Annotated in this window: 12 protein-coding genes and 1 tRNA gene; 8 read left to right on the forward strand and 5 right to left on the reverse strand. The window is 61.6% G+C overall.

Annotation, left to right across the window (positions count from 1 at the left end; genetic code table 11):
• Nucleotides 1–108: 108 nt before the first annotated feature.
• From trkA to hflX, 4 genes are all read left to right on the forward strand, one after another.
• Entirely contained in the window at nucleotides 109–1485 is a 1377-nt protein-coding gene (gene trkA / locus BLW55_RS01820) for a Trk system potassium transporter TrkA (protein ID WP_007007452.1), read from the forward strand.
• Nucleotides 1486–1581: 96 nt separating this feature from the next.
• Nucleotides 1582–2448 (forward strand): D-amino-acid transaminase, encoded by an 867-nt coding sequence (locus tag BLW55_RS01825; protein ID WP_007007453.1) that lies wholly within the window; start codon nucleotides 1582–1584, stop codon nucleotides 2446–2448.
• A gap of 148 nt (nucleotides 2449–2596) precedes the next feature.
• The gene (gene hfq / locus BLW55_RS01830) at nucleotides 2597–2845 is read left to right on the forward strand and encodes an RNA chaperone Hfq (RefSeq protein WP_007007454.1); all 249 of its coding nucleotides are present in this window, start codon (nucleotides 2597–2599) and stop codon (nucleotides 2843–2845) included.
• 48 nt (nucleotides 2846–2893) lie between these two features.
• On the forward strand, nucleotides 2894–4219 hold the full coding sequence (gene hflX / locus BLW55_RS01835) for a GTPase HflX (RefSeq protein ID WP_244509151.1): 1326 nt from the start codon (nucleotides 2894–2896) through the stop codon (nucleotides 4217–4219).
• A gap of 48 nt (nucleotides 4220–4267) precedes the next feature.
• Here the strand turns inward: hflX and mazG are convergent, their stop codons facing one another.
• Together mazG and BLW55_RS01845 are read right to left on the reverse strand one after the other, a co-directional pair.
• Nucleotides 4268–5089: a nucleoside triphosphate pyrophosphohydrolase gene (mazG, locus tag BLW55_RS01840; protein ID WP_090326332.1), complete on the reverse strand. Its 822-nt coding sequence runs from the start codon at nucleotides 5087–5089 to the stop codon at nucleotides 4268–4270.
• A 136-nt stretch (nucleotides 5090–5225) separates the two neighbouring features.
• Complete coding sequence (locus BLW55_RS01845) at nucleotides 5226–6272, reverse strand: dipeptidase (RefSeq protein WP_090326335.1); 1047 nt, start codon at nucleotides 6270–6272, stop codon at nucleotides 5226–5228.
• A gap of 197 nt (nucleotides 6273–6469) precedes the next feature.
• Here BLW55_RS01845 and BLW55_RS01850 point away from each other — a divergent pair.
• Nucleotides 6470–6559 (forward strand) — tRNA-Ser (locus BLW55_RS01850).
• A gap of 202 nt (nucleotides 6560–6761) precedes the next feature.
• Here the strand turns inward: BLW55_RS01850 and BLW55_RS01855 are convergent.
• A complete protein-coding gene (locus BLW55_RS01855) occupies nucleotides 6762–7334 on the reverse strand; it encodes a TetR/AcrR family transcriptional regulator (protein WP_090326337.1) in 573 nt (190 codons plus the stop codon).
• 88 nt (nucleotides 7335–7422) lie between these two features.
• Between BLW55_RS01855 and BLW55_RS01860 the strand changes: the two genes are divergently transcribed.
• Nucleotides 7423–8895: an MFS transporter gene (locus tag BLW55_RS01860; RefSeq protein ID WP_090326340.1), complete on the forward strand. Its 1473-nt coding sequence runs from the start codon at nucleotides 7423–7425 to the stop codon at nucleotides 8893–8895.
• 236 nt (nucleotides 8896–9131) lie between these two features.
• Here BLW55_RS01860 and BLW55_RS01865 read toward each other — a convergent pair whose 3' ends face one another.
• Nucleotides 9132–9989, reverse strand: coding sequence for a LysR family transcriptional regulator (locus BLW55_RS01865; RefSeq protein ID WP_090326343.1), 858 nt, complete (start codon nucleotides 9987–9989; stop codon nucleotides 9132–9134).
• Nucleotides 9990–10083: 94 nt separating this feature from the next.
• Between BLW55_RS01865 and BLW55_RS01870 the strand changes: the two genes are divergently transcribed.
• A complete protein-coding gene (locus tag BLW55_RS01870; RefSeq protein ID WP_090326346.1) occupies nucleotides 10084–10461 on the forward strand; it encodes a tautomerase family protein in 378 nt (125 codons plus the stop codon).
• A 72-nt stretch (nucleotides 10462–10533) separates the two neighbouring features.
• On the opposite strand, the gene BLW55_RS01875 is transcribed toward BLW55_RS01870, so the two are convergent.
• Complete coding sequence (locus BLW55_RS01875) at nucleotides 10534–11172, reverse strand: class I SAM-dependent methyltransferase (RefSeq protein WP_090326348.1); 639 nt, start codon at nucleotides 11170–11172, stop codon at nucleotides 10534–10536.
• 88 nt (nucleotides 11173–11260) lie between these two features.
• On the opposite strand from BLW55_RS01875, the gene BLW55_RS01880 reads away from it, so the two are divergent.
• Nucleotides 11261–12139 carry a LysR family transcriptional regulator gene (locus BLW55_RS01880; RefSeq protein ID WP_177175001.1) on the forward strand — a complete coding sequence of 293 codons (879 nt, stop codon included), beginning with the start codon at nucleotides 11261–11263 and terminating at the stop codon, nucleotides 12137–12139.
• Nucleotides 12140–12299: the final 160 nt, after the last annotated feature.

Raw genomic sequence — 12299 nt, forward strand, 5'->3', positions numbered from 1 at the left:
TGGCGCGGAGCGGGCATCCGGCTTTCAGGTTTCCATGTCGCTGGAAAAGCGCTAGAGCAGGGGCCTTGCAGACCCGATATCCGGTCTTGATGAGGCAGGGAACAGGCGATGAAAGTCATTATTTGCGGCGCGGGCCAGGTTGGTTTCGGTATCGCGGAACGATTGGCGGCCGAGCAGAACGATGTGTCCGTGATCGATACGTCGCCGGAACTGATTCGCGCCGTCCGCGATACGCTTGACGTGCGCGGCTTCGTCGGCCATGGCGCGCATCCCGACGTGCTCGCATCCGCCGGCGCAAGCGAAGCCGACATGATCATCGCCGTGACCCTGTTCGACGAAGTGAACATGGTCGCCTGCCAGGTGGCGCATTCGCTTTTCAATGTGCCGACCAAGATCGCGCGCATTCGTTCGCAGTCATATCTGCAATCGCACTATATGGACCTGTTCTCGCGCGATCACCTGCCCATCGACGTGATCATTTCGCCGGAAGTCGAGGTCGGCGAGATGGTGATGCGCCGCATCGCGCTGCCGGGTGCGACGGATGTGGTGAGCTTTGCCGATGACAGGGTATCGATGGTCGCGATCGAATGTCTGGAGGAATGCCCCGTCATCAACACGCCGCTGGCGCAGTTGACCGAGCTTTTCCCCGACCTGCCGTCTACCGTTGTAGGCGTCTCGCGCGAGGGCAAGCTCTTCATCCCGCATTCGGGCGACCAGCTCATTGCCGGCGATCTCGCCTATGTGGTGACGACCAAGGACCAGGTGCGGCGCACGCTTGGCCTTTTCGGACATGAGGAGCGCGAGGCTACGCGGATCGTCATCGCCGGTGGCGGCAATATCGGCCTCTATGTTTCGCGCGCCATGGAAAAGAAGCAGAGCCGCACCAAGGTCAAGGTGATCGAGAACACGCGCGAACGCGCGGTCGCGCTGGCCGACAAGCTGCGTCGCACCGTGGTTCTGCATGGCAGCGCGCTCGACCAGAAGCTGCTCCTGGAAGCTGACATCCAGCATGCCGACCTGATGGTCGCGCTGACCAATGACGACCAGGTCAACATTTTGTCGAGCGTGATCGCCAAGCGCCTCGGCTGCCGCTCCAACCTCGTTCTGATCAACAATCCGACCTATCACGATTTTGCCAAAACGCTGGGAATCGACGCCCATGTGAATCCGCGTTCGGTGACGATTTCGAAAGTGCTCCAGCATGTCAGGCGCGGCCGCATTCGCGCCGTCCACAACATTCAGCGCGGGGCGGCCGAGGTCATCGAGGCTGAGGCGCTCGAGACCTCGCCGCTTGTGGGGCCGCCGCTCAGCGAGGTGGAGTTCCCCGACGGAATGCGCATCGGCGCAGTCTATCGTGACGGTGCGGTGATCAAGCCGAGCGGGTCTCTGAAGATCAAGCCGAAGGACCGGGTGGTGATCTTTGCGCTCGAAAGTGCCGTGCGCCAGGTCGAGCAGATGTTCCGCGTCAGCCTGGAGTTCTTCTGAGGCGCTTGAAAAACCCGGCGCAGGGCGGCAAAACAGATTTCTCTTATAAGCGGCAACAATTCCAGCCCGCAGATTCCATCAGACGGAGACCCAGACATGCCACGCATTGCTTATGTGAACGGGCGTTATGCGAATCACAGTGACGCGATGGTTCACGTGGAGGACCGTGGCTATCAGCTCGCCGACGGCGTTTATGAGGTGTGCGAGATTTCCCGCGGTTTCATCATCGACATGAAGGGGCATCTGGACCGGCTCGACCGGTCGCTGCGCGAGCTTCGCATGGACTGGCCGGTGGAGCGCGGGGCGCTGGAGTTCATCATGCGCGAGGTCATCCGCCGCAACCATGTTCACAACGGTATGGTCTATCTGCAGGTCACGCGCGGTGTCGCACCGCGTGATCATGCCTTCCCGACCACGCCGGTTCGCTCCGCGCTGGTGGTAACGGCCAAGCGCATGGACCCGAAAGCCGCGGCAAAGAAGGCCGAAAAGGGGATGACGGTGATCACCGTCCCCGAGAACCGCTGGGAGCGGGTCGACATCAAGACGATCGGCCTTCTGCCAAACGTTCTTGCACGCCAGGCGGCGGTCGACGCCGGTGCGCAGGAGGCCTGGTTCGTCGATCCGGACGGAACGGTCAAGGAGGGCGCGTCCACCAATGCCTGGATCGTTACCGCGGATGGCGGCCTGGTAACGCGGCCGGCCGATTTCGGCATTCTGCGCGGGATAACCCGGGCGACCGTCATGAAGGTCGCCGACGATCTCGGTCTCAAGGTCGAGGAGCGCGCATTCTCGGTTGAAGAAGCCCAGAGCGCGCGTGAAGCCTTCGTGACGAGCGCGACCAGTGTGGTCATGCCGGTGGTCAGCATCGACGGCAAACCCGTGGCCAATGGGCATCCAGGGACTGTCGCGCGGTCCCTGCGAGAGGCGTTTTTTGCGATTGCGGAAAAAAGTCCTAGCTGTTAACCAACGCGCATGATGATGCGGCTCGGTATAACGGGCGACGACTGGCATCAATTGATCACGCAGTCTCTGTCGCAGACTTTCTTGACAGGAGCGTGTCATATTTGCGCTACTGGCTGCTCCAAGGCAGCGAATGGGTGAAAGACCAAAAATGGCGGAACGAACTCAAAACCTGCAGGACCTGTTCCTGAATACCGTTCGCAAGAGCAAGAATCCTCTCACGATCTTTCTCATCAACGGTGTCAAGCTGACAGGCATTGTTACTTCCTTCGATAATTTCTGCGTGCTCCTGCGCCGCGACGGACATTCGCAGCTCGTCTACAAGCATGCGATCTCGACGATCATGCCGAGCCAGCCCGTTCAGCTTTACGACGCCGAGGAAAGCAATCGGGACTCCTGATTGGCCGACACACGCAAGCCAGCCGAAGCAGCGCGCGGTGACGATCGGTTGACCATCGAGCCCGATCCCACCCGGGCCGCTGTCATATCGCCTGTTCTCACATCCGAACGCCGGGCTGCCGAAAGCAGCGCGGCCTCTTCGCGTGCCGCCGAAGCACGCCATGAAGAGGCGATCGGTCTCACCGAAGCCATCGATCTCGATGTGGCTTTTGCAGAGATCGTGAGCGTGAGCACGCCACGCCCGGCAACGCTGCTCGGCACGGGAAAACTCGAGGAAATAGCCGCGCGGGTCGAAGAAGAGGCCGTCGAGGTGGTGATCATCGATCATCCGCTCACGCCGGTTCAGCAGCGCAACCTCGAAAAGGCGCTGAAGGCCAAGGTTCTCGACCGGACGGGTCTGATCCTCGAAATTTTCGGCCGCCGCGCGCGCACCAAGGAAGGGCGGCTTCAGGTCGATCTCGCGCATCTGGAATATCAGCGTGGCCGGCTGGTGCGCAGCTGGACCCACCTGGAGCGGCAGCGTGGTGGCGGTGGCTTCATGGGCGGACCGGGCGAAACCCAGATCGAGGCCGACAGGCGCCAGCTTCAGGAGCGCATCATGCGCCTGAAGAAAGATCTGGAACAGGTCCGCCGCACGCGCGACCTTCACCGGGCCAAGCGCCGCAAGGTTCCGTTCCCGATTGTCGCAATCGTCGGCTACACCAATGCCGGAAAATCGACGCTGTTCAACCGGCTGACGGGCGCAAGCGTGATTGCCGAAGACATGCTCTTTGCCACGCTCGACCCGACCCTTCGCCGGGTGCAGCTCCCACATGGCACAACGATCATTCTTTCCGACACGGTCGGCTTCATTTCCGATCTGCCGACACATCTGGTGGCGGCGTTCCGCGCCACGCTTGAAGAGGTGATCGAGGCTGACCTCATCGTGCATCTGCGCGACATTTCTGACCCCGACACGGCGGCCCAGGCCATGGATGTGGAAGCCATCCTTGGCGACCTGGGCGTCGATGCGGCGGACCGGATGCGGGTTCTGGAGGTCTGGAACAAGATCGACAGCCTGGACCCGGAGCGCCGCCGCGCGCTGCTGGAGGGGACGCGCGCAAGCGACGCGCCGCTGGCGATCTCCGCGATCACGGGCGAGGGCATTTCAGACCTTCTGGCGCTGATTGAAGAGCGCATTTCAGGCCAGGTCGTCATGACTTCCATCGAGCTTCCGCCCGACCGGATGTCGCTTCTCGACTGGATTTATCGCAACGGCGAAGTTGTCGAGCGCAGCAACAATGACGATGGCAGCATCTCCCTCAAGGTGCGGATGACGGAAACCGCAAGGCAGGAGGTGCAGGAGCAGCTTTCTGGAAACAAAACCTCCAGGTAAAGGCTCTATCCGTCTGAAAGAAAAGGGCTTTGCGACTCTGAAAGCCGATCAGTCCGCTTCGGTTTTTGCGCGCTGCCAGAGTGTTTCCATTTCTGCGAGATTCGCCTCGTCAAGCGAACGCCCTGCCTTTGTCAGCTCACGTTCGACGAAATCGAAGCGCCTGCGGAACTTGTCGTTGGTGCGGGCGAGCGCGGCCTCTGCATCATGCCCCAGATGCCGCCCCAGATTGACGACGGCAAACAGAAGGTCGCCATACTCCTCCGCGGTATGAACGTCGTCCCGTTCCTGAAGGGCTTCGCGCAGCTCGCCGATTTCCTCTTCGATCTTGTCGAGAACCGGCCCGGCCTGCCCCCAGTCAAAACCGACTCGGGCAGCGCGCTGCTGGAGCTTGTGCGCGCGCATGAGCGCGGGCAGGGCGCGCGGCACCTCATCCAGATAAGCGACAGGTTCGGCAGGGCTGCCGTTCTGCCGTCGCCGTGCGAGCCGCTCGGCCTTCTCCTGCGCCTTGATCTCGTCCCACATGCCCTTTGCCATGCCCCGGCTGCGGGCTTCTGCATCACCGAACACGTGCGGATGACGCCGGATCATCTTGCGGGTAATCGCCTCCACCACGTCACCGAAATCGAACTGGTTTTCTTCTTCCGCCATGCGGGCATGAAACACGACCTGCAGCAGAAGGTCGCCCAGCTCATCACGGAGATCAGTGAGATCATTGCGCTCGATGGCATCGGCGACTTCGTAGGCTTCCTCAATCGTATAGGGCGCGATGGACGCGAAGTCCTGCTCGACATCCCAGGGACAACCGGTTTCGGGCGTGCGTAGCGCCTTCATGATCTCGAGAAGGCCGACGATATCCCTAGAAGGCTGCATCCTTGTCTTCCTGTGTTGGCCCGGAGACTGAATCCGGAGCGCTTTCGCATTTCATTGGACCGCAAAAAGCGCTCCATCCCGTTGATCTTACGCAACTCCGGACGGAAAACCGGTGCCCGCTTTTCGCAGAACTGCCCTAACCAATAGTGCGTTCCAGCACGCGCAGCCAGTTGCGCCAGGCGATTTTCTCGATCAGCTCGCGTCCATAACCATGCGCGCGCATCGCTTCAATCAGTTTCGGAAGGCCGGTGACGTCTCCGATCTGTCGCGGCACCAGTGCACCGTCGAAATCGGATCCGAATGCCACCCCGTCTTCGCCAAGCGCTTCGAGCATGGCATCCAGATGTCTCAGCAGAACGTCGAACTCCGTATCCGCATTCGTGCCGCCGTCGGGCCGCAGGAAACTGACCGAGAAGTTCAGCCCGGCCAGTCCGCCGGTTTCCCGGATCGCGCGCATCTGCCAGTCCGTCAGATTGCGGGATTGCGGGCAGATGGCGTGAACGTTGGAATGGCTGGCGACGAGCGGCGCGTCGCTGATCGCCTGAACGTCACGAAACCCCTTTTCGTTGAGGTGGGAGAGATCGACCAGAATGCGCAGGCGATTGCACTTGCGCACCAGTGCCTTGCCGGCCTCGGTCAATCCATCGCCGATATCGGGGGAAGCTGGGAAGCGGAACGGCACGCCATGGCCGAAAATGTTGGAGCGGCTCCAGACGGGGCCGAGTGAACGCAGCCCGGCGGCATGGAGAACATCGACCAGGTCGAGATCGGCTCCGACCGCTTCCGTGCCCTCGACATGAAATACGGCGGCCAGCGCGCCGGATGCCATCGCCGCGCGAATCGCGTCCGCGTCGCGGCAGATCGCGAAACGGCCCTCCGAAGCGCGCTCGACACGCTGCAGGAGTGCAGCCATGGCAAGCGTCGAGGCGAGGGCATCGGCCTGTTTGAGTTGCGGAAAGGTAACGTCTTCGGGGCGTTTTCCGTTTACCTTCATGTTTGAAAGTGGCGGGGGAAAGATCGCAAAGAGGCCGCCGGCGAGGCCTCCTTTACGGGCGCGGGGAAGGTCGATGTGCCCCTGGTCCATGCCATTCAGAAAAAGCTCTTCGGCGTCCTGCCGTCCACTCAGATGAAGTCGAAGGAGCGCGTCATTGTGGCCGTCGAAAACGGGGGTGATGTCTGCCATGAAGAGATCGCCTGTTCGCGCGTATGCGCTGAGTGAGTCTGGAAGGTTATTTCTAGGCAAGCACGCAGCGGGAAGCAAATCGCACTTCCGGCCGCCTGAGAACACTTTGCCGCGGTCCCAGGCACAATTCGCACAGAGGTGGATCGAACGAGTTGACGCAGAGCCGGGCAGAGCTGTAAAAGCGCCCGACAGTGACCGGAGGGATGGCCGAGCGGTTGAAGGCACCGGTCTTGAAAACCGGCAGGCGGGTGACCGTCTCGTGGGTTCGAATCCCACTCCCTCCGCCATTTTTTGCTGATTGCGCGCTCACACCAACCGACGCCACGGACGGCCGATCATACGCTACGGCCCTAGATCTCTTGAAGATCAGGATGACCTCTCGCTCCCATAGCAGCCATCCGAACCCATCGCAGCGAATGTCTGCTCTGAGACCAATGTTGCCGGTCATACCAATAATGATGATGAGTTTCCGACCGCAATTCCAATAGCTCAGTCTTCGTCCGGGGCCACACCTGATTGACCGGGTGCTGTAGCGGCAAGTAGATCCTCGAACAACGCCTTCCACTGCAACTCAGAGACGGAAAGCAGACCCAACGCCTTGAGCAGGAACGCGCCTTCACCGGCGAGAAAAGCAAGTGCCAGCTTGCGGTCATCCGAACTGGCCAAATCGAGGCCAGCGAGGCGGGTCTCATACCAGTCGCGTGTATCGGACAACTGATCGGGGTGCTGGACAAGCGCCGTCATCATCACCGCTGAGCGTGAATGATCATCGGCGTTCGAATCGCGCGTTGCCGCAAGGTGTGCCCGGATCAGGCCCTGCGGCGACGGATCAGTCCCGGCCCGCGCGGCCACCTCGTCATCGAAGGCGTCACCCCATCGGGTGATCATCGCCCGGATCAGGTTGTCGCGCGAGCCGAAGGCGTATTGCACGCCCCCCTTGGTGATCCCCGCAGCCTTTGCCACGGCATCGAAGCTGAGCGCGCCCGCCCCTCTGGCCATCACGAGCGCCTCGGCGGCATCCAGAACCTTGTTGCGATCAATGGAGCGAGGTCGTCCGGCCATCTTTTTCCCTTTCAATACGATGCGACTGTAATTATATGACCCATTCAGAAGATCCAACCCGAATCTGAGTCTCAAGAGGATAGCCCAAATGCCCCCCCGCAACCGCTGGCTTGTGCTCGCCACAGTGTCGAGCGCCTTGTTCCTGATCGTCATTGACATGACGGTGCTCTACACGGCCCTGCCACGCCTGACCCACGACCTCGCAGCCACGGCGATCGAGAAGCTGTGGATCGTCAATGCCTACCCGCTGGTGGTCGCCGGGCTGCTGCCGGGACTCGGCGGACTGGGAGACAGGGTCGGCCATAAGCGCATGTTCATGTCGGGGCTGGCGGTGTTTGGCATCGCCTCGCTGGTGGCAGCGTTCTCGCCGACGCCGGAGGCACTCATCGCGGCCCGTGTGTTGCTTGCGATCGGTGCGGCGATGATGATGCCCGCCACTCTGTCGCTGATCCGACTGACCTTCACCGACGAGAGCGAGCGAGCCTTTGCAATAGGCATTTGGGCTGCGGTCGCCTCCGGCGGTGCGGCCATGGGGCCGATCGTCGGGGGGGTGATGCTGGAGTGGTTCTGGTGGGGCTCGGTTTTTCTGATCAACGTGCCGATTGTCCTGTGCGCGCTGCTGGCAGGCGCGTTCGTTCTCGTCAACAGGCGACCCGAAAATGCCCATCCCTTCGACCTGATCGGCTCGGCCCAGGTGATGGTCGGGCTGGTCGGCCTGGTCTATGCGATCAAAGAAGTCGCCAATCGTGACCCTTCCTTGCTGGCTTCAAGCATCGCTCTTGTCATCGGGGGGCTGGCGCTGGCGACCTTCGTCCGCCGCCAGCGCCGGAGCGCCCACCCGTTAATCGACTTCGAGTTGTTCCGCAACGCCCGTTTCACATCCGGCGTGGTTGCGGCTCTCGTGGCGTCAGCGGCGCTGATCGGCGTCGAATTGGTGTTCAGCCAGCGCCTCCAGCTGGTGCTCGGCCTGTCGCCGCTCGAGGCAGGCCTGATGATCCTGCCAATCCCAGCGGCATCCTTCATCGCAGGCCCCCTGACGGGGTTGGCGATGCCACACTTCGGCGCTACCCGTGTCCTGACCTCGGCCCTGACGCTGACAGGGCTGGCCTTGGTCGTCTACCTTCTGACCTACGATGGCGCGCCTGTGGTCTGGCTCTCTGTCCTGGCGGCCATGGGCTTTGGCCTCGGTGCCAGCATGACTGCGGCGTCGAGTGTCATCATGTTGTCTACACCCGAAAAACACGCCGGCATGGCGGCATCGGTCGAAGAAGTGTCCTTTGAACTCGGCGGCGCTCTTGGCATCGCCGTCTTGGGCAGTGTCATGACCGCGCTCTACACCCGCGCTATGACTGTACCCGCTGGGGTGGACGCTACGGTAGCCGACAGTTTCGACGAGGCGCTGCTGGCCTCCGAAAGCTTGGGCGATGCCGCTGCCACACAGTTGAGAGCGCTGGCACGAGGGGCCTTCGATGAGGCATTCATCGGTGTGATCGCCTTGGCATCACTCTTTGTCCTGGGTGTAGCGTTCGGTATCTGGCGAAAGGCCGTGGCCCCTCATTGAGCGGAGATGAGATTGGTACAAACGGGAAAGCGCTTCCAACTCGCACCCACGCAGCATTGGCAAGCGACAGCTTCGTCCGCATAGCTACCAGATTGTCGCTTTCGTACGAGTGACCGGTTTCCGCCCCGTTGTGGCCACTCGCTCTTGAGTCAATTCTTGGGGGCTATGGCACAGACGCAGTTCTCAGTTTTGCAACTCCCAGCTCGCCATTTTTCGCCTATCCGTTTCACACCAATCTACCCTCGCACCGCGCTCCTGAAGGCAGCGGACAGGGCGGCGAGGGCCTCCCGGGACCGGTCGTCCGTAACTCTCGAATGGAGCAGAACCGGCAAACGGGGCAGATCGGGAAGGCCGAGCCGGGGGCCCACATCAACCGCGCCCAAGGGCAGCATGCGGGGAGAAAGGGCGGCAATGCCCAGACCAGCCACAACAGCGGCCGAGACCGCCGAAACACCGCCTCCAACGAATGTCTCCGTCCAAGCAACGCCCGCCTCGTCAAGAATCCGGCTCGCCATGGCGCGTACGCCGCAGGGCTCTGGCATTGTGGCGATCGGCAGGGGCTCGCCCGCGCGGTGCTGCCAGCCCGGCGATGCAAACCAGCCGAACTTTTCTTCAGCGATAACCTCTCCGTCGCTGCGCCCCACATGCAGACGGGCAAGGGCCGCGTCGAGCTCGCGCCGGTCGAAGCTCTGAAGCAGGTCGCCCGACGATCCTATGCGGATGTCTATCAGCAAATGCGGGTCCTGCGCGTTCATGCGCGCAATGAGTGCGGGAAGTTCCGGCCCGGCAACATGGTCGCTGATGCCTATGGTGAGCCTCTGCCGGGAGGAAGAAAAGGCAGCGAGCGCACGGTCATGGGTTTCCATAAGCTCCCGCGCCCGTTCCAGAAAGGCCGCGCCCCGTGCCGAAAGCTGCACAGAACGCGGCGTCCGCTCGATGAGCCGGCAGCCGAGCCGGTCTTCCAGACGCTTCAGTCTGAGGCTGATCGCGCCCTGAGTCGTGCTCATGGCTTCGGCAGCGCGCGTGAAACTGCCAAGCTCCGCAATGTGGAGAAAGGCGCGGACGGAATCAATGTCGAGGGTGCGTGTCGTCATTTCAATATATTATCATTGATATCAAAATCGATGCCATATCAAAATATATAGGCGACGGTTAGTGTCCTGTTCAAACCACACGGAAAGGACCACCATGCCACGTCTCAACATCTCACTGCGTGCGGGAAAATCGGAAGCCTACAGGCAGGCGATCCTCGACAGCCTCTACCGCGCGATGCGCGACGCACTTACGGTGCCGGAAGACGACCAGTTCATGACCATCACCGAGCATGATGCCTCAAACTTCCGCCATGGTACGGCGTTTGGCGTCGCACGGAGCGAGGATCTGGTCTACATCCAGATCATTGTGTTCGACACGCGCACCCCGGACCAGAAGAAGGCGTTCTTCCGGCGGGCCACAGACCTGCTGGGCGAACACCCGGGCATCCGTCCGGAGGATGTGTTCATCAACATCGTCGAGGCCGCGAAAGAGAACTGGTCCGTCGGCCACGGCCTCGCGCAATTCGCCTGATCTGCATGCAGGTGGACATGGTGCGCAGGACGCGGGTTCGCGCCGGGCGGGGCGCGTCCAGGAGGCGGCCGACTACGCTTTCACGGCCACGATGAAGGGGCGGGCCGTTGAACCTTTGCTGGCGTGATTTTCCAGTTCGGCGATGGTGAAGGCCTCGTCGCTCATGAGCTGTTTCAACTCATTGACGGAAAAAACACTCACATGCGGCGCCTTGCCGACGGCACGCATGGCCGGCAGCAGGAGACGCCTGATCACCAGGTTCATCTCGCCGACGCACGGGGTCTTGGAGATGAATATCCCCTCGGGCTTGAGCAGCCGGCGGATGGTGCGCAGCGTGGCCCGGGGATCGCGCGTGAGATGCAGGTAGTTGAACCCAAGGATGACATCGAAGCGGTCATCTCCCGCCAAAAAATCCTCCGCGACAGCCTGACGGAAAGCCAGGCCGGGGCAGGGGGCTTCCCGCAGCCTGTCGCTGGCAATGGCAATCATTGCTTCGGAGATGTCAGTTGCTAGGTAAGAGCGGGCTGCATGCGCCAGGCGCAGGGCGGTGGTTCCTGTGCCGCAGCCAAGTTCGAGCACGCTGTGGTTCTTCCGGAGGAAGCCGAGCGTGCGCGCCAGCGTGCGCTCATATCCTTCCGGATCGGCAACAGCCGATGCGGCGTATTTTCTGGCGGTTCTGTCCCAGAAACGGGCGTCCGAAATTGCCGTCATGCGAGCCTCCAGATTGATCGGCCGGAGCCTAGCATATGCATCTGGCGCCACAATTGATTAAATCGGCACGATATATATACGTAAATGCATGAAAGCATTGGACTGGAACCTTCTGCGTGCATTTCACGCCACGGCGACGCTGGGGTCGCTCTCGGCTGCGGCCCGGCATCTCTCGCTGACCCAGCCGACGCTCTCGCGGCAGATCATCGCCCTTGAAGGAGAGCTGGGCGTTGAGCTGTTTGAGCGGATTGGACGGAGGCTGTCTTTGAGCCCGACGGGCTCAGCCCTGCTTGAGCACATCGAGCGCATGGGCGACGCCGCAGATGCATTTTCCCTGGCTGCAAGTGGAAACGTGCAGGCACTGACCGGGCGGGTCAGCATCTCGGCCACGGACACGTTTTCCGCTTACGTCCTGCCCGAAATTCTTGACCGCATAAGGCTCGAGGCACCGCAACTCAGCGTGATGGTCGTAGCCTCCAACGATCTAAGCGATCTGCACCGGCGGGAGGCCGATATTGCGATCCGCCACGTCGCTCCCGACCGGGAGAGGCTGGTCGGGCAGCGCCTGCGCGATACCGAAGCGCACTTCTACGCTTCTCACGACTGGGTCGAGCGCAATGGCCTGCCGCGCAGCGTGGATGAACTGGCGCATTCCGACCTTATCGGCATAGAGGATGTCGAGCGCTACACGGCTTACCTGAACGGCATGGGCATCCCCATCGGCGTGTCGGATTTCCGATTGCTTTCCAACTCCGGGATCGCCGTCTGGCAGATGGTCCGGCAGGGTCTCGGTGTTGCCGCCATGCTGCGCGAAGTGGCCGAGCGCACCCCCGGGGTGACGCGCCTGCCGCTCGATCTGCCCGGAATCACGGTGCCGATCTGGCTCATCACCCACCAGGGACTGGAGGCGAGTCCCCGCATAAGACTGGTTCAGAGGATAGTGAGCGAGGAACTGGCCCGCATGTGATTGTGACGGCAGGCACCGGTGCCGTCATTTGCGTTTTTGTCGCTGTCACACTAAACCAGCGACGAGAAATGCCATGGCCTGTCGCAATTTTGGCGATTTGCCCCTTTGCTGCCACAAATGATTAACAGCTTGCTAAGGTATTTCGGGGCAGGGTGCGGAG

Source organism: Nitratireductor aquibiodomus (genome assembly GCF_900105565.1).
Lineage (GTDB): Bacteria > Pseudomonadota > Alphaproteobacteria > Rhizobiales > Rhizobiaceae > Nitratireductor > Nitratireductor aquibiodomus.

Bases quoted from the DNA above. Each gene is read 5' to 3' on its own strand.
- trkA (WP_007007452.1), top strand. From the start codon at position 109: ATGAAAGTCATTATTTGCGGCGCGGGCCAGGTTGGTTTCGGTATCGCG.
- BLW55_RS01880 (WP_177175001.1), top strand. From the start codon at position 11,261: ATGAAAGCATTGGACTGGAACCTTCTGCGTGCATTTCACGCCACGGCG.
- BLW55_RS01865 (WP_090326343.1), bottom strand. From the start codon at position 9,989: ATGACGACACGCACCCTCGACATTGATTCCGTCCGCGCCTTTCTCCAC.
- BLW55_RS01875 (WP_090326348.1), bottom strand. From the start codon at position 11,172: ATGACGGCAATTTCGGACGCCCGTTTCTGGGACAGAACCGCCAGAAAA.
- BLW55_RS01855 (WP_090326337.1), bottom strand. From the start codon at position 7,334: ATGGCCGGACGACCTCGCTCCATTGATCGCAACAAGGTTCTGGATGCC.
- BLW55_RS01825 (WP_007007453.1), top strand. From the start codon at position 1,582: ATGCCACGCATTGCTTATGTGAACGGGCGTTATGCGAATCACAGTGAC.
- hfq (WP_007007454.1), top strand. From the start codon at position 2,597: ATGGCGGAACGAACTCAAAACCTGCAGGACCTGTTCCTGAATACCGTT.
- BLW55_RS01860 (WP_090326340.1), top strand. From the start codon at position 7,423: ATGCCCCCCCGCAACCGCTGGCTTGTGCTCGCCACAGTGTCGAGCGCC.
- BLW55_RS01845 (WP_090326335.1), bottom strand. From the start codon at position 6,272: ATGGCAGACATCACCCCCGTTTTCGACGGCCACAATGACGCGCTCCTT.
- mazG (WP_090326332.1), bottom strand. From the start codon at position 5,089: ATGCAGCCTTCTAGGGATATCGTCGGCCTTCTCGAGATCATGAAGGCG.
- BLW55_RS01870 (WP_090326346.1), top strand. From the start codon at position 10,084: ATGCCACGTCTCAACATCTCACTGCGTGCGGGAAAATCGGAAGCCTAC.